Source organism: Pseudomonas shirazica (assembly GCF_015168335.1).
GTDB lineage: Bacteria > Pseudomonadota > Gammaproteobacteria > Pseudomonadales > Pseudomonadaceae > Aquipseudomonas > Aquipseudomonas asiatica.
This window is the reverse complement of sequence record NZ_CP063456.1, coordinates 379,721-402,469: the sequence shown is the minus strand read 5'-3', so window position 1 is coordinate 402,469 and position 22,749 is coordinate 379,721. Positions and strand designations below refer to the sequence as shown.

Sequence of the window (22,749 nt, the reverse complement as noted above, 5' to 3'; positions counted from 1 at the left end):
GTGTATGATCGCGCGCGCTCATGCCCACCGCACGGTCATCGTCCCCGGCTATTTCCAGGATTCATTCATGTTCAAGGCTTTGCGTTATTTTGGCTGGCCCCTGCTTACCGGCGTACTGATCGCCATGCTGATCATCCAGCGCTTCCCGGAGTGGGTCGGCCTGCCCAGCCAGGACGTCAACCTGCAGCAGGCACCGCAGACCACGCGGATCATGCAGGGCCCGGTATCCTACGCCGACGCCGTGACCCTGGCCGCCCCGGCGGTGGTCAACCTGTACACCACCAAGGTGGTGAACAAGAGCGCCCACCCGCTGTTCGAAGACCCGCAGTTCCGCCGTTTCTTCGGCGACAACCTGCCCAAGCAGCGCCGCTGGGAGTCGAGCCTGGGCTCGGCGGTGATCATGAGCCCCGAAGGCTACCTGCTGACCAACAACCATGTCACCAGCGGCGCCGACCAGATCGTCGTGGCCCTGAAGGATGGCCGCGAGACATTGGCCCGGGTCATCGGCAGCGACCCGGAAACCGACCTGGCGGTGCTGAAGATAGACCTGAAGAGCCTGCCGGCAATCACCATCGGCCGCTCCGACAACATTCACATCGGTGACGTGTCGCTGGCCATCGGTAACCCGTTCGGGGTCGGCCAGACCGTGACCATGGGCATCATCAGCGCCACTGGCCGCAACCAGCTGGGCCTGAACAACTACGAAGATTTCATCCAGACCGACGCGGCGATCAACCCGGGTAACTCCGGCGGTGCGCTTGTGGATGCCAACGGCAACCTGATCGGCATCAACACGGCGATCTTCTCCAAGTCCGGCGGTTCGCAAGGTATCGGCTTCGCCATCCCGGTGAAACTGGCACTGGAGGTGATGAAGTCGATCATCGAGCACGGCCAGGTGATCCGTGGCTGGCTGGGCATCGAAGTACAGCCACTGAGCCAGGAACTGGCCGAATCGTTCGGCATGAAGGACCGCCCGGGCATCGTGGTGGCGGGCATCTTCCGCGAAGGGCCGGCGGCAAAGGCCGGGCTGCAGCTGGGTGACGTGATCCTGAGCATCAACGGCGAGCCGGCCGGTGACGGGCGCAAGTCGATGAACCAGGTGGCGCGGATCAAGCCCAACGAGAAGATCACCATCGAGGTGATGCGCAATGGGCAGCAGTTGAAGCTGATCGCCGAGGTGGGCCTGCGGCCACCACCGGCGCCGGCAGTCGCCAAGGAAGAGAAGTAAGGCTGCGATCTGGTCTCTGGGGGGCTGCTTCGCAGCACGAGGCTGCTCCTACAGGAGATCGCATTTCCCTTGTAGGAGCAGCCTTGTGCTGCGAATGGGCCGCAAAGCGGCCCCGGCTACATCAATGCAGGATCTGGCTCAGGAACAACTTGGTCCGGTCACTGCGTGGCCGGTCGAAGAAGTCATCCGGCGCCGCCTGCTCGACGATCTCGCCCTTGTCCATGAAGATCACCCGGTTCGCCACGGTCCGGGCAAAGCCCATCTCGTGGGTCACGCAGAGCATGGTCATGCCGTCCTCGGCCAGGCCCACCATGGTATCGAGCACTTCCTTGACCATTTCCGGGTCCAGCGCCGAGGTCGGTTCGTCGAACAGCATAATCTTCGGTTTCATGCACAACGCGCGGGCAATCGCCACACGCTGCTGCTGACCACCGGACAACTGCCCCGGGTACTTGTGCGCCTGCTCCGGAATACGCACCCGCTCCAGGTAGTGCATGGCGATTTCCTCGGCCTTGCGCCGCGGCATCTTGCGCACCCACATCGGCGCCAGGGTGCAGTTCTCCAGGATGCTCAGGTGCGGGAACAGGTTGAAGTGCTGGAACACCATGCCCACTTCGCGGCGGATGGCCTCGATCTGCTTGAGGTCGTTGGTCAGCTCCACACCATCGACCACGATGCGCCCCTGCTGGTGCTCTTCAAGGCGGTTGAGACAACGGATGGTGGTGGACTTGCCAGAGCCGGACGGCCCGCACAGCACGATGCGCTCGCCCTGGCGCACGTTCAGGTTGATGTCCTTGAGCACATGGAACTGGCCGTACCACTTGTTCACGCCCTGCATCTGGATGATGCCTTCGGGGCCGGCAGGCTGCTTGATCGCTTCACTCATTTCGAAACTCCTAACGCTTGTGGCCAGTGTCCAGCTTGCGCTCCAGATGCATGGAGTAGCGGGACATACCGAAACAGAAAATCCAGAACACCAGGGCGGCGAACACGTAGCCCTCGGTAGCCATACCCAGCCAGGCCGGGTCGGCAGCAGCTTGCTTGACGCTGTTCAGCAGGTCGAACAGGCCGATGATGATCACCAGGCTGGTGTCCTTGAACAGGGCAATGAAGGTGTTGACGATGCCGGGAATTACCAGCTTGAGCGCCTGCGGCAGAATCACCAGGCCCATCGCCCGCCAGTAGCCAAGGCCCATGGCCGCGGCAGCTTCGTACTGGCCCTTGGGGATGGCCTGGAGGCCGCCACGCACCACCTCGGCGATATACGCCGACTGGAACAGGATCACGCCGATCATCGCCCGCAGCAGCTTGTCGAAGCTCATACCCTCAGGCAGGAACAACGGCAGCATCACCGATGACATGAACAGCACGGTGATCAGCGGCACGCCGCGCCAGAACTCGATGAAGGTCACGCACACCACCTTCACCGCAGGCATTTTCGAGCGCCGCCCCAGGGCCAGCAGGATTCCCAGCGGCAATGCGCCGACAATGCCCACGGTGGCAATCACCAGGGTCAGCATCAGCCCGCCCCACTGGCTGGTAGGTACGCTTTCCAGGCCCAGCATGCCCCCGTGCAGCAGGGTGTAGGCCAGCAGCGGGTACACCACCAGGAAGCCAAGGCCGTAGAAGGCCTTGCGTGGGAAGCGTTTGATGAACAGCGGGGCGGCGCCAAGCACGGCAAGCCACACGGTCAGGTCCACGCGCCAGCGCAACTCGGCCGGGTAGTAGCCGTACATGAACTGGCCGAAACGCTGCTGCACGAACACCCAGCAGGCGCCCTCCTTGGTGCAGTCGGCGCGGGTGGTGCCGACCCAGTTGGCATCAAGCAACGCCCACTGCAGCAGCGGCGGCACGATCAGCCAAACCAGGTAGATGGCAAACAGGGTCAGCAGCGTATTGAGCCAGCTGGAGAACAGATTGGCACGCATCCATGCGAGCACGCCGACGGTTTTCACCGGTGGCGGCATGTCGGGTTTGAAAACATGGGCATTCACGGGCGTATCCTCACCGCTCGATCAGCGCAATGCGCTTGTTGTACCAGTTCATCAGCAGCGAAATACTGATGCTGATGGCGAGATAGACACTCATGGTGATGGCGATCACCTCGATGGCCTGGCCGGTCTGGTTGAGCACGGTACCGGCGAACAGCGAGACCATCTCCGGGTAGCCGATACCGGCCGCCAGCGACGAGTTCTTCGCCAGGTTCAGGTACTGGCTGGTCAGCGGCGGAATGATCACCCGCAGTGCCTGGGGGATGATCACCTTGCGCAGGGTCGGCCCCTCGCGCAGGCCCAGCGAACGCGCGGCCTCGGTCTGGCCATGGCTGACCGAACGGATACCGGAGCGCACGATCTCGGCGATGAACGCAGCGGTGTAGATGGTCAACGCCAGGGTCAGCGCCAGCAGCTCGGGGATCAGTACCCAGCCACCGACGAAGTTGAATCCTTTCAATTGCGGCACTTCCCAGTGCACCGGGCTGCCGAACAGCAGTGCGCAAACGCCTGGGATGGCGATGAACAGCGCCAGCCCCACCCAGAACTTGTGGAATGGCTCACCCGTCTCGTCGAAGCGCTTGTTGGCATAACGCACCATCACCACGATGGCCAGCAGCGCCAGGACCAGGGCCACGACGAACGGCCAGAAGCCTTCGGCCATGGACGCGCCGGGCATGTTCAGGCCACGGTTGCTGATGAAGAAGGTGTCGTCGATATTGATGCTGCCCCGCGGTCCCGGCAGGGTCAGGAACACGGCGAAGTACCAGAACAGGATCTGCAACAACGGCGGGATGTTGCGGAAGGTTTCCACATACACGGTCGCCAGCTTGTTGATCATCCAGTTCGGCGACAACCGCGCCACACCGATGATGAAGCCAAGGATGGTCGCCAGCACCACGCCGATGAACGTCACCAGCAAGGTGTTGAGCAGGCCGATGATGAACACCCGCGCATAGCTGTCTGATTCCACGTAGGGGATCAGGTGCTGGGCGATGCCGAAGCCGGCACTGCGGTCGAGAAAGTCGAAGCCCGAGGTGATACCCCGGTGTTGCAGGTTGGTTTGCGTGTTGTGGAACAGATACCAGCCCAGACCGACCACGAAGACTATCGTGAGAATCTGGAACAGCCACGCGCGCACACGTGGATCGCTCAGGGATAAACCCTTTTGTGCGCCGATTCGATTTTGCATGAAGTGCCCCGGAAAGTAGGGTTCCGAACAGCCTGCGGCGGCGGGATGCCGCCGCAGGGTGCAGCCATCAGCGCACAGGTGGCGCGTACTGGATGCCGCCGTTGTTCCACAGGGCGTTCATGCCACGGTCGATCTTCAGGTCGGTGCCCTGGCCCAGGTTCTTCTCGAACACTTCGCCATAGTTGCCGACTTGCTTGACGATCTGCACTACCCAGTCCTTGGGCAGCTTGAGGTCCTTGCCATACTCGCCGTCCGCCCCCAGCAGGCGAGCAACGTCCGGGTTCTTGGTGCCTTTGGCCTCGGCCTCGACGTTCTTCGAGGTGATGCCTGCCTCTTCGGCGTTGAGCATGGCGAACAGGGTCCACTTGACGATGCTGAACCACTCTTCATCGCCTTTGCGCACCACCGGGCCCAGCGGCTCCTTGGAGATGGTTTCCGGCAGTACCACGTATTCGGTCGGCGCGGCCAGCTTGGAGCGTTGGGCGAACAGCTGCGACTTGTCCGAGGTCAGCACGTCGCAACGGCCGGACTCCAGCGACTTGGCGCTTTCGTCGGAGGTATCGAAAGTGATCGGCGTGTACTTCAGTCCATTGGCGCGGAAGAAGTCCGACACATTCAGCTCGGTGGTGGTACCGGCCTGGATGCAGATGGTCGCGCCATCAAGCTCCTTGGCGCTGGAAACACCGAGTTTCTTGTTGACCAGGAAGCCGACGCCGTCATAGTAGGTAACACCGGCGAACACCAGGCCCATGCCGGCATCACGCGAGCTGGTCCAGGTGGTGTTGCGCGACAGTACGTCGACTTCGCCCGACTGCAGTGCGGTGAAGCGTTCCTTGGCGTTGAGCTGGCTGAACTTGACCTTGGTCGCATCGCCGAATACAGCGGCGGCTACGGCGCGGCACACGTCGGCGTCGATACCAACGATCTTGCCCTGCGCATCAGGTACCGAGAAGCCTGGAAGACCGTCGCTCACGCCACACTGGACGAAGCCCTTCTTCTTTACCGCATCGAGGGTGGCGCCGGCCTGGGCGTTGCTCACGGCGCCCAGCGCGGCGGCAGCGGTCAGGACTGCCAGGGTGGTTTTCAACATCTTCATTCACAACCTCCAAATCGCTCTTGTTGTATCGAGCCGGAATTGCACCGCACCCTTTTGAGGCGTATCCGACCCGTATTGGCTTGTTATTGGGTCAATGGCGCAATGGACTGTTCTGTGACAGCCTTCGCGTGCAAAGGGTGTTACCGTCACGGCCTGCCCTTTGCATCATTGGTTGAATTGCAAAGCGCGTACCAGAATTTACGGCTGTAGCGTTTAAGCGCTCGTCAAGTAGGGAAAGTTGTATCGTTGCGACATTCTTTTTCCGACAATCATTTCCAGCGCCTTCTTTTCACGCACGCCATAACAAGACCCGCACACTTTCGGAGCAGTCATGACCAACCCGCTGATTCTCGAACCGCAGAAAACCGCAGACGCCTGTGTGATCTGGTTGCACGGCCTGGGTGCCGACCGTTACGACTTCCTACCAGTGGCCGAATTCATGCAGGAACGCCTGCTCAGCACCCGTTTCGTCATGCCCCAGGCTCCCACCCGCCCGGTAACCATCAACGGCGGCTACGCCATGCCCAGCTGGTACGACATCAAGGCCATGACCCCGGCCCGCGCCATCGACGAGGCGCAGCTGGAGGAATCGGCCGAACAGGTCATCAGCATGATCAAGGCCGAGCAGGCCAAAGGCATCAGCCTGTCGCGGATCTTCCTGGCTGGCTTCTCCCAGGGTGGCGCGGTGGTGCTGCACACTGCCTATATAAAGTGGCAAGAAGCGCTGGGTGGCGTGATCGCCTTGTCCACCTACGCCCCCACCTTCAACGACCAGCATCAGTTGAGCGCCTGCCAGCAACGCACCCCGGCCCTGTGCCTGCATGGTGTGCACGACCCGGTGGTGATTCCTTCCATGGGCCGCACCGCCTTCGAGTACCTCAATACCTGGGGCGTTGCCGCCCGCTGGCACGAATACCCGATGGAACACGAAGTGGTGGTGGAAGAGTTGAGCGACATCCACGACTGGCTGAGCAAGCAATTGCAATAAGCCAGGGCTGTCTGTAGTTGTAAGGCTATTCCACTACGCCGCGCCTGAATCTTGCATTACACTGCCCGGCGTACATTCCTTAACCAGTTGATGAGACGATCGTGCTCAAGGCACTCAAGAAAATTTTCGGCAAGGGAGACGCCGCGCCACAGGCCGTCGCTCCTGCTGCCAGCGTGACGCCGCCTGCGCCCGCACCCACCAGCGAGGCCCGGCCTGCGGAAAAACCGGCCGCACCACGCGCCACCCCCACTCCCCAGGCCGAACAGCCTGCCGCCGTTACGCCAGCCGCCGACAAGCCGGCCAAGGACAAACCGCGTCGCGAGCGCAAGCCCAAGCCGCAGGCCAGCCTGTGGAAACCGGAAGACTTCGTGGTCGAGCCACAGGAAGGCAAGACCCGCTTCCACGACTTCAAGCTGTCCAACGAGCTGATGCATGCCATCCACGACCTGGGCTTCCCGTACTGCACGCCGATCCAGGCACAGGTGCTGGGCTACACCCTGCGCGGTCAGGACGCCATCGGCCGGGCCCAGACCGGTACCGGCAAGACTGCGGCGTTCCTGATCTCGATCATTTCCCAGCTGCAGCAGACGCCGCCGCCGAAGGAACGCTACATGGGCGAGCCACGTGCGCTGATCATCGCGCCCACCCGTGAGCTGGTGGTGCAGATCGCCAAGGACGCCATCGCCCTGACCAAGTACACCGGCCTGAACGTGATGAGCTTCGTCGGCGGAATGGACTTCGACAAGCAGCTCAAGGCCCTGGAAGCGCGCCATTGCGACATCCTGGTGGCCACTCCGGGGCGCCTGCTGGACTTCAACCAGCGCGGTGAGGTGCACCTGGACATGGTCGAAGTGATGGTGCTGGACGAAGCCGACCGCATGCTCGACATGGGCTTCATTCCCCAGGTGCGCCAGATCATTCGCCAGACGCCGCCGAAAAGCGAACGCCAGACCCTGCTGTTCTCCGCCACCTTCACCGACGACGTGATGAACCTGGCCAAGCAGTGGACCACCAACCCGGCCATCGTCGAGATCGAGCCGGAGAACGTTGCCAGCGAAACGGTGGAGCAGCACGTCTATGCGGTGGCCGGCAGCGACAAGTACAAGCTGCTGTACAACCTGGTGACCCAGAACAAGTGGGAACGGGTGATGGTGTTCGCCAACCGCAAGGACGAAGTGCGGCGCATCGAGGAAAAACTGGTGCGCGACGGCATCAATGCCGCGCAGTTGTCGGGTGACGTGCCGCAGCACAAGCGTATCCGTACCCTGGAAAACTTCCGCGAAGGGCGCATCACCGTGCTGGTGGCCACCGACGTGGCGGGGCGGGGCATTCATATCGATGGCATCAGCCACGTGATCAACTTCACCCTGCCGGAAGACCCGGACGACTACGTGCACCGCATTGGCCGGACAGGCCGTGCTGGCACCAGTGGTGTGTCGATCAGCTTTGCCGGTGAGGATGACTCGTACCAGCTGCCAGCGATCGAAGAGCTGCTGGGGCGCAAGATCAAGTGTGAAATGCCGCCGGATGAACTGCTGAAGCCGGTGCCGCGCAAGCACCACTGAGTGGTGTTGGATTCTTCGCGGGCTTGCCCGCTCCCACAGGGGCTCCACAGCTTCCGGAAGCTGTGGAGCCCCTGTGGGAGCGGGCAAGCCCGCGAACCGGGGCAAAGCCCCGGCCAGAAATACTCTGTCTACCAGCGCTCCGCCGCATCCTGATCACTCTGCTTCCCTTCCACCCACCGCGCCCCTTCCTGGGTATTTTCCTTCTTCCAGAACGGCGCCCGCGTCTTCAGATAGTCCATGATGAAGTTGCAGGCATCGAACGCCGCCTGCCGATGGGCACTGGCCACGCCGACGAACACGATCGGCTCACCCGGCTCGAGCGCACCGATGCGGTGCAGCACCTCCACCTTGAGCAACGGCCAGCGCTGCTCTGCCTCCACCACGATCTTGGCCAAGGCCTTTTCGGTCATGCCCGGATAGTGCTCGAGGAACATCCCCGCCACCTCGCGGCCATCGTTGAAATCCCGCACGTAGCCGACAAAACCGACCACCGCGCCCACACCGACATTCGCCGCGTGCATGGCATTGGTCTCGGCTCCCGGATCGAACGCGCCCTCCTGTACTCGCACAGCCATGTTCAGCCTCCGGTCACCGGCGGGAAGAACGCCACTTCATCGCCCTCTTCCAGCGGCTCATCGAGCTTGCACAGTTCTTCGTTGCGCGCACACATCAGGTTCCGCTCGGCCAGCACTTCATACTGCCCGCCCTTGGCCACCAAGGCCTGGCGCACATCGTCGAGCACCTTGAACGCACCCTCCACCCGCTCGGCATCCACGCCCAACAATTCGCGGTAACGGGCGAAGTACATCACCTTGACCTTCATCACGCCTCCACCTTGTAGTGGCCACTCTTGCCGCCGAGTTTTTCCAGCAGGCGCACCTGCTCGATGACCATACCTTTATCCACAGCCTTGCACATGTCATAGATCGTCAGCGCAGCCACGCTGGCTGCAGTCAGCGCCTCCATCTCCACGCCGGTCTGCCCGGCCAGCTTGCAGCGGGCGACGATACGCACAGCGTCCTGCCCCTCGGCACTCAGCTCGACCTTGACGCTGGTCAGCATCAGCGGGTGGCACAGCGGGATCAGTTCGCTGGTCTTCTTCGCCGCCTGGATCCCGGCAATGCGCGCCACGGCGAACACGTCGCCCTTGGGGTGTTCACCGTCGACGATCATCTGCAAGGTCTGCGGCAACATGCGCACCCGCGCCTCGGCGGTGGCCTCACGCTCGGTCACGGCCTTTTCAGTGACGTCGACCATGTTGGCCCGCCCCTGGGAATCAAGATGTGTCAGCACTGCTCTGCTCCTGTGAAGGGAACTCGCAGTGTAAACCTGTGAGTCAGGTTTGAGCAGAGGGGTGCGTCAACCGTGCCCGCGAAAAAGCCGGGCGGCGAACCGCCCGGCGGAGAGGGTTACAGATGCGACTCGGCGTACTCGGCCAGCACCGAGCGTGGCACGCCCTGCAGGGTGATGTGCACGCCATGGGGGAAGTCCTTGAAGCGCTCGGTCAGGTAGGTCAGGCCCGAGCTGGTCGCGGACAGGTAGGGGGTATCGATCTGCGCCAGGTTGCCCAGGCAGACCACCTTGGACCCGGAGCCGGCACGGGTGATGATGGTTTTCATCTGGTGCGGCGTCAGGTTCTGGCACTCGTCGATCAGGATCAGGCTCTGCTGGAAGCTACGGCCACGGATGTAGTTCAGTGACTTGAACTGCAACGGCACGCGCTCGAGGATGTACTCGACGCTGCCATGGGTGCTTTCGTCATCCATGTGCAAGGCTTCGAGGTTGTCGGTGATGGCGCCCAGCCAAGGTTCCATCTTCTCGGCCTCGGTGCCCGGCAGGAAGCCGATCTCCTGGTCCAGCCCCTGCACACTGCGGGTGGCGATGATGCGCCGGTAGCGCTTGCTTACCATGGTCTGTTCGATGGCTGCGGCCAGGGCCAGGATGGTCTTGCCGGAACCGGCGGCGCCGGTCAGGTTGACCAGGTGGATATCCGGGTCAAGCAGGGCGAACAACGCCAGGCTCTGGTGGATGTCACGCGGCTTCAGGCCCCAGGCTTCCTGGTGCAGCAGCGGTTCCTGGTGCAGGTCCAGCAACAGCAGTTCGTCGTTGCGGATACCCTTGATCCAGCCTACGAAGCCCTGTTCATCGATGATGAACTCGTTGACGTGAACCGCCGGCAGGTTGTCGATCAATTGCACGCGGTGCCAGGTGCGGCCGCGCTCCTGGCGGGTATCGACCTTGCTCACCCGGTCCCAGAACGAGCCGGTGACCGAATGGTAGCCCTTGGACAGCAATGACACGTCATCGACCAGTTGGTCGGTGCTGTAGTCCTCGGCCGCGATGCCACAGGCACGTGCCTTCAGGCGCATGTTGATGTCTTTGGTGACCAGCACAACGTCCAGGTCGGTGCGCCGGGCCCGTACTTCGAGCAACTGGTTGATGATGATGTTGTCGTTGAGGTTTTCCGGCAGCAGCTTGTTCGGCTCGTTGCGCGGAGTCATCAGGATGGACAGGAAGCCCTTGGGCCCGCTCTTGCCACGCTGGATCGGCACGCCCTGCTCGACATCGCTGGGCGAGGCGTCACCAAGGGTCTGGTCGATCAGGCGAATGGCCTGGCGGCATTCGGCGGCGATGGTCTGTTTGCCGGTCTTGAGCTTGTCGAGTTCCTCCAGCACCGTCATCGGGATGGCGACATGGTGCTCCTCGAAGTTCAGTAACGCGTTGGGGTCGTGAATCAGGACGTTGGTATCGAGCACATACAGGATAGGCTTGCTGGAGGAAGGGTTGCGTCCTTGGTCATCCATACTCGGTCACCTTATGTCGAAGCCACACGGCGTGGTCTGTTACGCCGCAGAGTGACTGCCGCTGTCCCCGTATCCGCGTTGTTACGGGCGGGAAGCGAACCTGGCTAGGTGGGCCTGGATGACGCCACCTGTGCTGCAGGAATCGGCTGTCTGGTTTCTTCATACCGCAAAAATGATGACTAAAAAAAGTCTTTTTACGCGTAGGTGAAGTTTATTTTTCCAAATGACGAACAGGGGTTGGCGAGGGGGCGCGTGAGGACTACAGTCAAAAATCAGGCTGCCATTGCAGGGGCTATCGCCAGCAAGCCGTGCACGGTACCTGTGGGAGCTGGCTTGCCGGCGATGGGCTGCGCAGCAGCCCCCTCTCACCCTCGGTTGGCATATCCCTGGCAATCTTCCCAACCAATCCCGCTCTGCGCCGTATTGCGCAACAACCACTCCACCGCCGGCTGCGCCCTGGGCAGGCTGTCATGGAACTGGATCACCCCCTTGCGCCACAGCAGCATCAAGGTCAGCACCCGCTGGGCAGAGGCCTCGGCGCTCAGTGCGCCATCATCCTGGGCATCGATGTCCCACAACGACACTTGCAACTGCTGGCTGGCCATGAACGCCTCGCCATCGGCCCGGCGCTGCCCGTAGGGCGGCCGAAACAACGGTACATACTGCTCCGGCAAGTCGGCCTGCACCCGAGCCTGGCTGCGCCGCAATGAATCCTGCCAGTCTGTCCACTGCGCATGGGAGCGGTACTCCCAACCCTGAATCCCCACACAATGCCCACGATAGAGCTGGCGCAAGGCATCTGCCGCACCGGCGTCGCGGCGTTGCTGCAGGCGGTTGCCGAGCACGAAGAACGTGCCTTCAAGCTTTTGCCGGCGCAGATAATCAGTCAGCAGATCGGTACTGCCGCCATCCGGCCCGGGCCCGCCGACGAAGGTCAGCAGGAACATGCGATCGTTCAGCTCATCCCCATTGCGCTCGCGTGAGGACAACCGCTCCACCTCGCTGCTGGTCTGCGGCAGCAACGCAGCCTTGCGCAGTTGTTCGTCCAGGTACCGCACATGGAACTGGTGGCTCGGCTCGATCCAGCCCGTGTAGAACGTGCCGACATCGGCAGCGAACGTCGCTGCCTGTGTGCGCAACTCCGCCATCGACGTAACCGGATAGCAGAACGACGCATCCTGTTCGCAACTGCGCTGCGCCTGTTGATAACCTTCCCGCAACCGCTGCCACATGCGCGCCCGCACCAGGCGCACCTTCTGCAGGTTGACCTGCCGTAGCCCCAAGCGTGCCGCCAGCGCCGCGTCGTCCAGCAGTTCGCTTTCATGCAGCACCTGGGCGAACGAGAGGATCTCGGCCCGCGAGGCCACATCGAACAACGCCGGGCTGTCCAGCTTTTCGGGCCACAGGCTGCGGTCCAGGCTCACCTGGGTTGAAGGGGCGGCTTGCACGGCCAGGCTCAGCAGAGCGGCCAACAAGGCAGAGGCAATACGCACGGTTGAAGCTCCGCAACGGCGAAACGCGCACTATAGCCTCTGCACCGGCCATGGTCTGTGACTATCGTCGCCATAGTTTGGACTTGCACCGCCCAGCCCGTAGAATTCCCGGCCTACGATGCCAGGAGCCGACCCGATGCTGACGGTGATATCACCCGCCAAGACCCTCGACTACGAAACCCCGCCGGTGACCGAGCGTTTCACCCTGCCCCAGTACCTGGACGACTCTCAGGAGCTGATCCAGCAGTTGCGCGACCTGTCGCCAGCGCAGATCAGCGAACTGATGCACCTGTCCGACAAGCTCGCCGGCCTGAATGCCGCGCGCTTCGGCAGCTGGACCCCGGACTTCACCCCGGCCAATGCCAAGCAGGCGCTGCTGGCGTTCAAGGGTGACGTGTATACCGGCCTCGACGCCGAAAGCCTGGGCGAGGACGATTTCAGCTATGCCCAGCAGCACTTGCGCATGCTTTCGGGCCTGTATGGCCTGCTGCGCCCGCTCGACCTGATGCAACCTTACCGCCTGGAAATGGGCACCAAGCTGGCCAACGCCCGCGGCAAGGATCTGTATGCGTTCTGGGGCACGCGCATCAGCGAATGGCTGAACCAGGCCTTGGCCGAACAGGGCGATGACGTGCTGCTGAACCTGGCCAGCAACGAGTATTTCAGCGCGGTGAAACGCAGTGCGCTCAAGGCCCGGGTGATCAACGTCGACTTCAAGGACCTGAAGAACGGCCAGTACAAGATCATCAGCTTCTACGCCAAGAAAGCCCGCGGCATGATGAGCCGCTTCGTGATCCAGCAGCGCATCAGCGACCCGGAGCAGCTCAAGCAATTCGATGTGCAGGGGTACTACTACAGTGCCGAACAGTCGAAGCCGGACCACCTGGTGTTCCTGCGGGATCATCCTTCCGAATAGTCAGGCAATACACAATCCCCTGTAGGAGCGGCCTTGTGTCGCGAAAGGGCCGCATAGCGGCCCCGGCAATTTCTGCTTTGATGTTGAAATCCTGGGGCCGCTGCGCGGCCCTTTCGCGACACAAGGCCGCTCCTACAAAAAGCGCCTCCCTCCTTACCCCCTCCGCCCCGCAACAGGGCACGACGCAAAGCGCCATCACGCCACAAATCCGACGCCAAAAAATCGACACACCACCACTTATAGCCAAACGCCATAAGACCGTTCGTAGCTTTTTTGACTATTTTTTTAAAATATTTTTCGATGCTGGCATAAAAATATCTCGCAACAGTTTCGCCCTTTATATATCGGGGCAAAACCCCCGAGTGCTATCAGATTGAAATTGTCCGCCACTGAAAAAATATTTAGAAATCTTTCATCCACGTCGAACCCACCTCGGAACTTCTGCTACGACGATTCGCTCATAGTGCCGTAACGATTTTCCTGCCCTTGGGCTGTGAGAGATGACTTACATATGACAACGGCAGGTATCCACTACCGGCCTCAACAACTTCGACAGGTATGACGGGCAACCCCCGAAGACCTGTCCATGCAGGAGAGACGCGTCCCTTTCAATTCGTCCTAGTGGTTGATTTCAAAGGATTTTTCCACTTGAAAAAACAAGCACAGCAAAGCGCCACGTAGCGCATTGCAATAAAGACGGCTGCATTCCAGGGCACGTTTTTTAATTAATGGCTTTTTACTGCCACATTTGAGTGCATAACTTTTTGCGCTCCGGATTTATTTTGCCTGCGCTCGGCGAAGTGTGCATTTCGCCATGGATCCGTGCGCCCGAAAACTGTTGTTAATCAACCCAGTCCGGCTCTCTCCGGAGGCGCCGGCGTGATAAACACATGAGGTGATAGCGATGCGTATCAGCATCTTTGGTTTGGGTTATGTGGGTGCAGTCTGTGCAGGCTGCCTGACGGCGCGTGGCCATGAAGTGATCGGTGTGGACGTGTCCAGCACCAAGATCGACCTGATCAATCAGGGCAAGTCGCCCATCGTCGAACCTGGCCTGGAAGCACTGCTGCAACAGGGCATCGCCAACGGCCGCCTGCGCGGTACTACCGATTTCGCCGAAGCCATCCGTGCCAGCGACGTATCGATGATCTGCGTGGGTACCCCAAGCAAGAAGAACGGCGACCTGGGCCTCGAATACATCGAGTCGGTGTGCCGAGAAATCGGCTACGTGCTGCGTGACAGCGAGCGCCGCCACACCATCGTGGTACGCAGCACCGTGCTGCCGGGCACCGTGAAGAACGTGGTGATCCCGATCCTCGAAGACTGCTCGGGCAAGAAAGCCGGCGTCGACTTCGGCGTCGCGGTCAACCCGGAATTCCTGCGTGAAAGCACCGCGATCAAGGACTACGACCAGCCACCGATGACCGTCATCGGCGAACTGGACAGCGCCAGCGGCGACATCCTGCAGGCCCTGTACGAAGAGCTCGACGCACCGATCATCCGCAAGCCGATCGAAGTGGCCGAGATGATCAAGTACACCTGCAACGTGTGGCACGCCACCAAGGTCACCTTCGCCAACGAGATCGGCAACATCGCCAAGGCCGTAGGCGTGGATGGCCGTGACGTGATGGACGTGGTCTGCCAGGACAAAGTGCTGAACCTGTCCCAGTACTACATGCGCCCTGGCTTCGCCTTCGGCGGCTCGTGCCTGCCCAAGGATGTGCGCGCCCTCACCTATCGCGCCGCCAGCCTCGATGTACGCGCACCGCTGCTCGACTCGCTGATGCGCAGCAACGAATCGCAGGTGCAGAACGCCTTCGAGCTGATCGAAGCCCACGACAAGCGCAAGGTCGCCCTGCTCGGCCTGAGCTTCAAGGCCGGCACCGACGACCTCCGTGAAAGCCCGCTGGTGGAACTGGCCGAACGCCTGATCGGCAAGGGCTACCAGCTGGATATCTACGACGAGAACGTCCAGTACGCCCGCGTACACGGCGCCAACAAGGACTACATCGAGTCGAAGATCCCGCACGTGTCGTCGCTGCTCAACGCCGACTTCCAGAAGGTGATCGACAACGCCGACATCATCGTCCTGGGCAACCGTGACGAGCAGTTCCGTGCACTGGCCCAGCAAGCGCCGGCCGGCAAGCACGTGATCGACCTGGTCGGTTTCATGAGCAAACCGACCTGCGCTACCAGCCGCACCGAAGGCATCTGCTGGTAAGTGCTGGCCGGGCAGCGGGGGCCTCCCCACCCCCGCTGCCCACCTTTTCCCGAATTCTCGACGGATGCTGAACATGCAAAGGATCCAGACAGTGCTGTTGCAGTGCGCCGGTTGGCTGCTCTACGTGAGTCTGCTCATGCTGATCGCCCTGGCCCTGCCAGCCGATATCTTCGACTCGCAGTCGAAGCACTTCATCTTCCTGGTCGGCGCAGTCGGCATCTGGCGCTACTCCATGGGCGCCACGCATTTCATCCGCGGCATGATCTTCCTCTACGGCGTATACCCATACCTGCGCCGCAAGGTTCAGAAAATGGGCAAGGACGCCGACCCGTCCCACGTGTACCTGATGGTGACCAGCTTCCGCATCGAAGCTCTCACCACTGCTCAGGTGTACAGCTCGGTGATCCGCGAGGCGATCAACTGTGGCTTCCCCACCACCGTGGTCTGTTCGCTGGTGGAGATGTCGGACGAACTGCTGGTGAAAAGCCTGTGGGCCAAATACAACCCGCCAGCCCACGTGAAACTGGACATCGTGCGCATCGCCGGTACCGGCAAGCGTGACGGCCTGGCCTACGGTTTCCGTGCGATCTCGCGCATGCTGCCGGACGAGAACGCCGTGGTGGCGGTAATCGACGGTGACACCGTGCTGGGCGATGGCGTGGTACGCAAGACCGTGCCGTGGTTCAAGCTGTTCCCCAACGTCGGCGGCCTGACCACCAACGAGTTCTGCGAAGTGCGTGGCGGCTACATCATGAGCGAGTGGCACAAGCTGCGCTTCGCCCAGCGCCACATCAACATGTGCTCGATGGCCTTGTCCAAGCGCGTGCTGACCATGACTGGACGCATGTCGATGTTCCGCGCCAGCGTGGTGACCAACCCCGAGTTCATCGCCGACGTCGAAAGCGACTCGCTGATGCACTGGCGCCTGGGCCGCTTCAAGTTCCTCACCGGTGACGACAAGTCCAGCTGGTTCAGCCTGATGCGCCTGGGCTACGACACCTTCTACGTGCCGGACGCCGCCATCAACACGGTCGAGCACCCGCCGGAGAAGAGCTTCCTCAAGGCCAGCCGCAAGCTGATGTACCGCTGGTACGGCAACAACCTGCGGCAGAACTCCCGCGCGCTTGGCCTGGGCCTGCGCCGCCTGGGGCTGTTCACCAGCATCGTGCTGTTCGACCAGCGCGTGTCGATGTGGACCAGCCTGCTGGGCCTGACCGTGGCGGTGATCGCCAGCCTCAAGTTCGGCCTGGGCTTCCTGCTGGTGTATCTGCTGTGGATCGGCATCACCCGCCTGATTCTCACCATCATGCTGCTGTGCTCCGGCCACAACGTAGGCCCGGCCTACCCGCTGATTCTCTATTACAACCAGATCATCGGCGCGCTGATGAAGATCTACGTGTTCTTCCGCCTCGACAAGCAGTCCTGGACGCGTCAGCCCACTGCCCTCAAGCGTGACCTCGCCAGCTTTCAACAATGGTTCAACACCTGGTCCTCGCGGACCATGACCTTCTCGGCTGCCAGCATCTTCGTTGCTGTGCTGTTCATGGTCGTGTGAGCCCAACCCGGATCGGAACTAACAGGAACAAACCACATGAATACCGCCGTGAACGTCAACGTCGTGCATGAGTCCGAAGCCCAGCGCCAGCATGCCCGGGTACGCATCCCCGCCAAGCTGCGGTTCCTCGACCCTCAGCGCCAGGCCCACGATGTGAAGGTCGACGACCTCTCCGCCGGTGGCCTGAGCTTCCACACCAAGCAACAACTGTCGGTTGGCGACGTGCTCCGCGGGCGGCTGCAGTTCACGGTCGACAACCTCGGCCTGTCGATGGACATCGAGTTCCAGGTGCGCTCCTACAACCCGGGCAGCGGCCGTACCGGCGCGCAGTTCCAGAACCTCGAGCTCCGCGACATCGCCACGCTGCGCCACATCATCACCTCGCACCTGTCGGGTGAGCTGATCACTGCTGGCGATGTGCTCAGCACCCTGCAGCGCGACAACTTCACCAAGGCGCGCAAGCAAAAGGACGGCGGTGCCGGCCTGAGCGCCTTCGGCCGCCTCAAGGCGGTCACCGTCACCCTCGGCGTGTTCGTGGTCGGTGTCGCCGCCTTCGGCTTCATCGCCAAGTCGCTGTACGGCATGTACTTCGTCAGCCATGCCGAAGCCGGCGTGGTCGCGGTACCCACCACCAACGTCACCATGCCGCGCGACGGCACCGTGAACAGCCTGGTCGAAAGCGGTGGGCAGATCGCCAAGGGCGCGCCACTGGCCAGTTTCACCACCAGCATGCTGGACATGCTCAAGGGCAACCTGGAAGACGCACAACTGGAGCCGGCGAAGATCGAGGAACTGTTCGGCAAGCAGCTGTCCGGCACCCTCACCAGCCCGTGTGATTGCGTGGTTGCCCGCCAGCTGGTGGACAACGGCCAGTACGCCGCCAAGGGCCAGCCGATCTTCCAGCTGATCCCGCGCACCACCAACCCGATGGTCGAGGCGCGCTTCACCTACCGCCAGTTCGACGAGGTCAAGCCAGGCACCCGCGTCAACTTCCAGGTAGCCGGCGAAGACGAAGTGCGTACCGGCCAGATCGTCAGCAGCGCCAGCCTCAACAGCGAAGACCTGGCCGCCGACATCCGCGTGCAGATCAAGCCCGACAGCGCCCTGCCCGCCGAACTCGCCGGCCGCCCGGCTTCGGTCAACAGCGACCGTGGCCCATCGCTGAACTGGCTGATCGACAAAGCCATGGCCCGTGGGCTGTAAGAGGGCCACAACATGATTCCCCACAAGAAAAGCGCCAGCCTGGGCCTGTGTGCCCTGGCTGCAGCCATCACCCTGGCCGGCTGTGCAGGCCTGCCCGACCAGCGCCTGGCCAACGAAGCCATGAAGCGCGGTGACACGGCACTGGCCGAGCGCAACTACAAGGCGCTGGCCGACCTGGGCTACAGCGAAGCGCAAGTGGGCCTGGCCGACATCAAGGTCGCCACCCGCGATCCGGCGAAAATCAAGGAAGCCGAGGCCACCTACCGCGCCGCGGCCGCCATTTCGCCGCGTGCCCAGGCGCGCCTTGGCCGCCTGCTGGTGGCCAAGCCCGACAGCACCCAGGCCGAGCGCGAAGAAGCCGAAACCCTGCTCAAGCAAGCCGCCAAGCAGGGCGAAAGCAACACCCTGATCCCGCTGGCGATGCTCTACCTGACCTACCCGCAGAGCTTCCCCAAGGTCAACGCGCAGCAGCAGATCGACCAGTGGCGCGCCGCCGGTAACCCGGAAGCGGGCCTGGCCCAGGTGCTGCTGTACCGCACCCAGGGCACCTACGACCAGCACCTGGGCGAAGTGGAGAAAATCTGCAAGGCCGCCCTGAACACCACCGACATCTGCTACGTCGAACTGGCCACCGTGTACCAGAAGCGTGGCCAGGCCGACCAGCAGGCTGCCCTGCTCGGCCAACTCAAGGCTGCCTACGCCCGTGGCGCAGTGCCGGCCACCCGGGTCGACAGCGTTGCCCGGGTACTGGCTGACCGCAGCCTCGGCCAGACCGACGAAAAAACCGCCAAGGACCTGCTCGAGCAGGTGGCCCCGGCCAACCCGGCGTCCTGGGTCAGCCTGGCGCAACTGGTGTACGACTTCCCCGAGCTGGGCGATACCGACCAGCTGATGGCCTACATCGACAAGGGCCGCGAAGCCGAACAGCCACGCGCCGAACTGTTGCTGGGCCGCCTGTACTACGAAGGCAAGACCGTGCCTGCGGACGCGGCCAAAGCCGAAGAACACCTGCAGGCTGCCGCCGACGCCGGCGAAGTCAGCGCCCATTACTACCTGGGCCAGCTGTACCGCCGCGGTTACCTGGGCAACGTCGAGCCGCAGAAGGCCGTCGACCACCTGCTGGCCGCCGCCCGTGGCGGACAGAACAGCGCCGACTACGCCTTGGCCCAGCTGTTCAGCGAAGGCCACGGCATTCGCCCGCAACCAGGTAACGCCTGGGTATTCGCCCAGCTGGCCCAGGCCAACCCGTCGCCGCAGTCCGCTGAACTGTTGCAGCAGCTCGATCAGCAACTTACGCCTGACCAACGCAGCCAGGCCCAGCAACTGCTGGCACAAGAGAAGCAGGCGCGCGGCAGCATGGCGCAAGGCGCAAACAGCACCCTGGCCATCGAAGCCCTGCAAGACGACGAAAAAGAAGTAACCGGTGAGGACTCGCTATGACGCTCAATCCCTTCGTGAAAGCTGGCATCGGCCTGAGCTTCGCCCTGCTGTGGTCCTGCCCGACCCTGGCGGAAATGACCGCTGAAAAGAACTTCGGCCTGGATGTGAAGATCACCGGCCAGTCGGAAGACGACCGTGACCTGGGCACCCGCTCCGGCGGCGACGTCAACGGCCTCGGTCTTGATCTGCGCCCTTGGGTATATGGCGAGCGTGGCAACTGGAGCGCCTATGCCATGGGCCAGGCAGTCACCGCCACCGACACCATCGAAACCGACACCCTGCGCCAGAACGACGACGGCACCAGTACCGATACCGCTGCCGACGGCCGTGAACAGGACAAGAGCTACCTGGCCATGCGCGAATTCTGGGTCGGCTACAGCGGCCTGACCGCCTACCCCGGCGAGCAGCTGCGTTTCGGCCGCCAGCGCCTGCGCAGCGACGATGGCATGTGGCGTGACACCAATATCGAGGCGCTGAACTGGACCTTCGACACCACCCTGCTCAAGGCCGACCTGGGCGTGGCCCAGCGCTTCAGCGAATACCGCACCGACCTCACCGAACTGGCCCCGGAAGACAAGGACCGCACACACCTCTACGGCAACGTCGCCACGCAGTGGACCCCTGGCCACTGGGTCGGCGTTCGCGCCCACCACACCCACGACGGCGGCAGCCTGAAGAACCCGGGCGAAACCGTCGATGCGCTGGACAAGACCCGCACCGGCGACCTCACCTGGCTGGGCCTGGAAGCCAACAGCGACGCCTACAACTGGCGCAACGACCACACCGTCAACTACTGGGGCAGCGTCACCTGGCTGACCGGTGACCGCGACACCCTCAGCAGCCAGGTCGTCGGTGACGAAACCGTGGCCACCGGCAAGCAGAGCGGTGACGTCAACGCCTGGGCCACCGACCTCGGCATCCGCCTGCGCCTCGACCCGCAATGGCAGGTCGGTGCGGCCTACGCCCGTGGCAGCGGTGGTGGTGGCGACGACGGTTCGAGCAACTACGAGCAGACCGGCCTCGAGAGCAACCGCTCCAATTACACCGGCACCCGTTCGCGCGTGCACCGCTTCGGTGAAGCCTTCCGTGGCGAGCTGGGCAACCTGCAGGCGGCCACCCTGTTCGCCTCCTGGCAGCTGCGCGACGACTACGACGCCAGCTTCATCTACCACAAGTTCTGGCGTGTCGATGGCAACCAGAACATCGGTTCCAGCGGCATCAACGCGGTAGTCAATGACAACGGCGTGAACCGCCCGCTGGTCGATGGTGAAAAAGACCTTGGCCAGGAAATGGACGTGGTCGTGACCAAGTACTTCAAGCAAGGCCTGCTGCCGGCTTCGATGAGCCAGGCCATCGACGAGCCATCTGCCCTGGTGCGCCTGCGCGCCGGTGTGTTCAAGCCGGGTGACGCCTACGGCAAGGAAGCGGACTCGTACATGCACCGCGCCTTCGTCGACGTGATCTGGCGCTTCTGAGGCCGGGAGACCCTGATGAACCTTCACCCGCACTTACGTCACAGCCTCCTGGCCAGCGCCTTGCTGCTGGCCAGCGGCCTGGTGGCTGCCGCAGAGCCCCAGGTGATCGCCAAGGAACTGCAGCAGGCCAAGACCTACACGGTCTCCAGTGCACCGGTCGAGCCGCTGCACATGGACCCGCCGAAGCTGCCTGACCTGACCGGCTACACCGCCGAGGCGGTGCAGAAGAAAATCGACCGTCGCCACAAAGGCAAGGTCAGCCTGCGCCGCATGTTCCAGGAGGACACCCTCAAGGAATTCGTTGGCGGCGACAACAAGGCGGCCGAGTGGGTCCAGCGCCAGCATGGCATTCCGCAGGCGATCTTCGTCGATGACGGCCATGTCGACCTGGTCGAGCTGAGCAAGAAGGTACCCAAGCAGTACCTCAGCGAAGTCGAGCCAGGGGTCTACCTGGCGCGCCTGCCGATCGTGGTCGGGCAGAAGGGCATCCTCGAGATCGACGGCAAGGTCAAGCAACTGCGCCTGTCCCAGGAAGGCGGTTCGTTCCTGGTCAACGACGGCAAGCTGTTCGTCACCGACACCCAGGTGACCGGCTGGCGGGAAAAGGAAAACGGCCCGGCAACCTTCCGCTCGCCCAAGGAGTTCCGCCCGTTCCTGCTGTCGTGGGGCGGTACCGAGACCTACATCGTCAACACCAAAATGGCCAGCTTCGGCTACGCCAAGTCCAAGTCGTACGGCGTGAGCATCTCGCAGTACACGCCGAACATGGCCAAGCGCATGGGCCGCCCGGAACCCACCGGCTGGATCATCGGCTCTGAGTTCAGCGACATGTGGTACGGCTTCTACTGCTACGAGACCCAGGACTTCGTGGTCAAGGACAGCACCTACCGCGACAACATCGTCTACGGCATCGACCCGCACGACCGCTCGCACCGGCTGATCATCGCCGGCAACACGGTGTACGGCACCAAGAAGAAGCACGGCATCATCGTCTCGCGTGAGGTCAACGACAGCTGGATCATCAACAACAAGAGCTTCGACAACAAGCTCTCGGGCGTGGTGATCGACCGTAACAGCGTCAACAACCTGATTGCCTACAACGAGATCTACCGCAACCACACCGACGGCATCACCCTGTACGAAAGTGGCGACAACCTGATCTGGGGCAACAAGCTGATCAACAACCGCCGCCACGGCATCCGCGTACGTAACAGCGTGAACATCCGCCTGTACGAAAACGTCGCAATAGCCAACGGCCTGGTCGGCGTGTACGGCCACATCAAGGACCTGTCCAACACCGACCGCGACATCGCCCTCGACCCGTTCGACACCAAGGTGTCGCTGATCCTGGTCGGTGGCGAACTGGCGGCCAACGGCTCCGGCCCGCTGTCGATCGACTCGCCGCTGTCGGTCGAGCTTTACAAGGTATCCATGCTCGCCCCGCGCAAGGCCAACGGCATCAGCCTCAACGGCATCCTCGGCGAACGCCAGGACGAAATCCTCGACCTGCTGGTACGCCAGCAAAAGGCTGTGCTGATCGACCCGGTCGAACGCCAGACCGAAATGATCGATTAAGGAAGCC

19 protein-coding genes are annotated in these 22,749 nt (G+C 62.4%); 10 read left to right on the top strand and 9 right to left on the bottom strand.

Features of this window, described 5'->3' with window-relative positions; translation table 11 throughout:
* Positions 1-67: 67 nt before the first annotated feature.
* The gene (gene algW, locus IMX18_RS01845) at positions 68-1,228 is read left to right on the top strand and encodes a Do family serine endopeptidase AlgW (protein WP_015271734.1); all 1,161 of its coding nucleotides are present in this window, start codon (positions 68-70) and stop codon (positions 1,226-1,228) included.
* Positions 1,229-1,349: 121 nt separating this feature from the next.
* Here algW and IMX18_RS01840 read toward each other — a convergent pair whose 3' ends face one another.
* The 4 genes from IMX18_RS01840 to IMX18_RS01825 all read right to left on the bottom strand — a co-directional run bounded on the left by IMX18_RS01840 (position 1,350) and on the right by IMX18_RS01825 (position 5,507).
* Complete coding sequence (locus tag IMX18_RS01840; protein WP_003251792.1) at positions 1,350-2,114, bottom strand: amino acid ABC transporter ATP-binding protein; 765 nt, start codon at positions 2,112-2,114, stop codon at positions 1,350-1,352.
* A gap of 10 nt (positions 2,115-2,124) precedes the next feature.
* Positions 2,125-3,222, bottom strand: coding sequence for an amino acid ABC transporter permease (locus IMX18_RS01835; protein ID WP_013974139.1), 1,098 nt, complete (start codon positions 3,220-3,222; stop codon positions 2,125-2,127).
* Positions 3,223-3,232: 10 nt separating this feature from the next.
* Positions 3,233-4,411: an amino acid ABC transporter permease gene (locus tag IMX18_RS01830; RefSeq protein ID WP_085721005.1), complete on the bottom strand. Its 1,179-nt coding sequence runs from the start codon at positions 4,409-4,411 to the stop codon at positions 3,233-3,235.
* A 67-nt stretch (positions 4,412-4,478) separates the two neighbouring features.
* Positions 4,479-5,507 carry an amino acid ABC transporter substrate-binding protein gene (locus IMX18_RS01825; protein WP_015271736.1) on the bottom strand — a complete coding sequence of 343 codons (1,029 nt, stop codon included), beginning with the start codon at positions 5,505-5,507 and terminating at the stop codon, positions 4,479-4,481.
* Between the two features lie 331 nt (positions 5,508-5,838).
* Between IMX18_RS01825 and IMX18_RS01820 the strand changes: the two genes are divergently transcribed.
* A complete protein-coding gene (locus IMX18_RS01820; RefSeq protein ID WP_015271737.1) occupies positions 5,839-6,495 on the top strand; it encodes an alpha/beta hydrolase in 657 nt (218 codons plus the stop codon).
* A gap of 101 nt (positions 6,496-6,596) precedes the next feature.
* On the top strand, positions 6,597-8,060 hold the full coding sequence (rhlB, locus tag IMX18_RS01815) for an ATP-dependent RNA helicase RhlB (RefSeq protein ID WP_054573302.1): 1,464 nt from the start codon (positions 6,597-6,599) through the stop codon (positions 8,058-8,060).
* 128 nt (positions 8,061-8,188) lie between these two features.
* Here rhlB and moaE read toward each other — a convergent pair whose 3' ends face one another.
* From moaE to IMX18_RS01790, 5 genes are all read right to left on the bottom strand, one after another.
* Entirely contained in the window at positions 8,189-8,635 is a 447-nt protein-coding gene (moaE, locus tag IMX18_RS01810) for a molybdopterin synthase catalytic subunit MoaE (protein WP_013974144.1), read from the bottom strand.
* 2 nt (positions 8,636-8,637) lie between these two features.
* Positions 8,638-8,883, bottom strand: coding sequence for a molybdopterin converting factor subunit 1 (gene moaD / locus IMX18_RS01805; RefSeq protein ID WP_015271739.1), 246 nt, complete (start codon positions 8,881-8,883; stop codon positions 8,638-8,640).
* Positions 8,883-9,353 (bottom strand): cyclic pyranopterin monophosphate synthase MoaC, encoded by a 471-nt coding sequence (gene moaC, locus IMX18_RS01800; protein WP_013974145.1) that lies wholly within the window; start codon positions 9,351-9,353, stop codon positions 8,883-8,885. Before moaC ends, moaD begins: the two co-directional genes overlap by 1 nt.
* Before the next feature lie 116 nt (positions 9,354-9,469).
* Positions 9,470-10,864 carry a PhoH family protein gene (locus tag IMX18_RS01795; protein ID WP_013974146.1) on the bottom strand — a complete coding sequence of 465 codons (1,395 nt, stop codon included), beginning with the start codon at positions 10,862-10,864 and terminating at the stop codon, positions 9,470-9,472.
* 365 nt (positions 10,865-11,229) lie between these two features.
* Positions 11,230-12,357, bottom strand: a complete 1,128-nt coding sequence (locus IMX18_RS01790) for a polysaccharide deacetylase family protein (RefSeq protein ID WP_137137707.1) — start codon at positions 12,355-12,357, stop codon at positions 11,230-11,232.
* A 136-nt stretch (positions 12,358-12,493) separates the two neighbouring features.
* On the opposite strand from IMX18_RS01790, the gene yaaA reads away from it, so the two are divergent.
* The 7 genes from yaaA to algG all read left to right on the top strand — a co-directional run bounded on the left by yaaA (position 12,494) and on the right by algG (position 22,742).
* A complete protein-coding gene (yaaA, locus tag IMX18_RS01785) occupies positions 12,494-13,273 on the top strand; it encodes a peroxide stress protein YaaA (RefSeq protein WP_013974148.1) in 780 nt (259 codons plus the stop codon).
* Between the two features lie 904 nt (positions 13,274-14,177).
* On the top strand, positions 14,178-15,494 hold the full coding sequence (locus IMX18_RS01780; RefSeq protein WP_003257136.1) for a nucleotide sugar dehydrogenase: 1,317 nt from the start codon (positions 14,178-14,180) through the stop codon (positions 15,492-15,494).
* Between the two features lie 73 nt (positions 15,495-15,567).
* Positions 15,568-17,049 (top strand): glycosyltransferase family 2 protein, encoded by a 1,482-nt coding sequence (locus tag IMX18_RS01775; protein WP_031324250.1) that lies wholly within the window; start codon positions 15,568-15,570, stop codon positions 17,047-17,049.
* Positions 17,050-17,085: 36 nt separating this feature from the next.
* Complete coding sequence (locus IMX18_RS01770; protein ID WP_013974151.1) at positions 17,086-18,252, top strand: alginate biosynthesis protein Alg44; 1,167 nt, start codon at positions 17,086-17,088, stop codon at positions 18,250-18,252.
* Between the two features lie 12 nt (positions 18,253-18,264).
* The gene (gene algK / locus IMX18_RS01765; RefSeq protein WP_039613016.1) at positions 18,265-19,692 is read left to right on the top strand and encodes an alginate biosynthesis TPR repeat lipoprotein AlgK; all 1,428 of its coding nucleotides are present in this window, start codon (positions 18,265-18,267) and stop codon (positions 19,690-19,692) included.
* A complete protein-coding gene (locus IMX18_RS01760) occupies positions 19,689-21,167 on the top strand; it encodes an alginate export family protein (RefSeq protein WP_013974153.1) in 1,479 nt (492 codons plus the stop codon). The genes algK and IMX18_RS01760 overlap by 4 nt, the downstream gene beginning before the upstream one ends.
* Positions 21,168-21,182: 15 nt before the next feature.
* Positions 21,183-22,742 carry a mannuronan 5-epimerase AlgG gene (gene algG / locus IMX18_RS01755; protein WP_015271743.1) on the top strand — a complete coding sequence of 520 codons (1,560 nt, stop codon included), beginning with the start codon at positions 21,183-21,185 and terminating at the stop codon, positions 22,740-22,742.
* The last annotated feature ends 7 nt before the right edge of the window (positions 22,743-22,749 follow it).

Excerpts from the sequence above, each read along its gene's own strand:
- yaaA (WP_013974148.1), top strand. The coding sequence starts at position 12,494 with ATGCTGACGGTGATATCACCCGCCAAGACCCTCGACTACGAAACCCCG.
- IMX18_RS01795 (WP_013974146.1), bottom strand. The coding sequence starts at position 10,864 with ATGGATGACCAAGGACGCAACCCTTCCTCCAGCAAGCCTATCCTGTAT.
- moaE (WP_013974144.1), bottom strand. The coding sequence starts at position 8,635 with ATGGCTGTGCGAGTACAGGAGGGCGCGTTCGATCCGGGAGCCGAGACC.
- IMX18_RS01825 (WP_015271736.1), bottom strand. The coding sequence starts at position 5,507 with ATGAAGATGTTGAAAACCACCCTGGCAGTCCTGACCGCTGCCGCCGCG.
- IMX18_RS01775 (WP_031324250.1), top strand. The coding sequence starts at position 15,568 with ATGCAAAGGATCCAGACAGTGCTGTTGCAGTGCGCCGGTTGGCTGCTC.
- IMX18_RS01770 (WP_013974151.1), top strand. The coding sequence starts at position 17,086 with ATGAATACCGCCGTGAACGTCAACGTCGTGCATGAGTCCGAAGCCCAG.
- IMX18_RS01760 (WP_013974153.1), top strand. The coding sequence starts at position 19,689 with ATGACGCTCAATCCCTTCGTGAAAGCTGGCATCGGCCTGAGCTTCGCC.
- IMX18_RS01830 (WP_085721005.1), bottom strand. The coding sequence starts at position 4,411 with ATGCAAAATCGAATCGGCGCACAAAAGGGTTTATCCCTGAGCGATCCA.
- algK (WP_039613016.1), top strand. The coding sequence starts at position 18,265 with ATGATTCCCCACAAGAAAAGCGCCAGCCTGGGCCTGTGTGCCCTGGCT.
- algG (WP_015271743.1), top strand. The coding sequence starts at position 21,183 with ATGAACCTTCACCCGCACTTACGTCACAGCCTCCTGGCCAGCGCCTTG.
- moaD (WP_015271739.1), bottom strand. The coding sequence starts at position 8,883 with ATGAAGGTCAAGGTGATGTACTTCGCCCGTTACCGCGAATTGTTGGGC.
- algW (WP_015271734.1), top strand. The coding sequence starts at position 68 with ATGTTCAAGGCTTTGCGTTATTTTGGCTGGCCCCTGCTTACCGGCGTA.
- IMX18_RS01820 (WP_015271737.1), top strand. The coding sequence starts at position 5,839 with ATGACCAACCCGCTGATTCTCGAACCGCAGAAAACCGCAGACGCCTGT.
- IMX18_RS01780 (WP_003257136.1), top strand. The coding sequence starts at position 14,178 with ATGCGTATCAGCATCTTTGGTTTGGGTTATGTGGGTGCAGTCTGTGCA.
- IMX18_RS01840 (WP_003251792.1), bottom strand. The coding sequence starts at position 2,114 with ATGAGTGAAGCGATCAAGCAGCCTGCCGGCCCCGAAGGCATCATCCAG.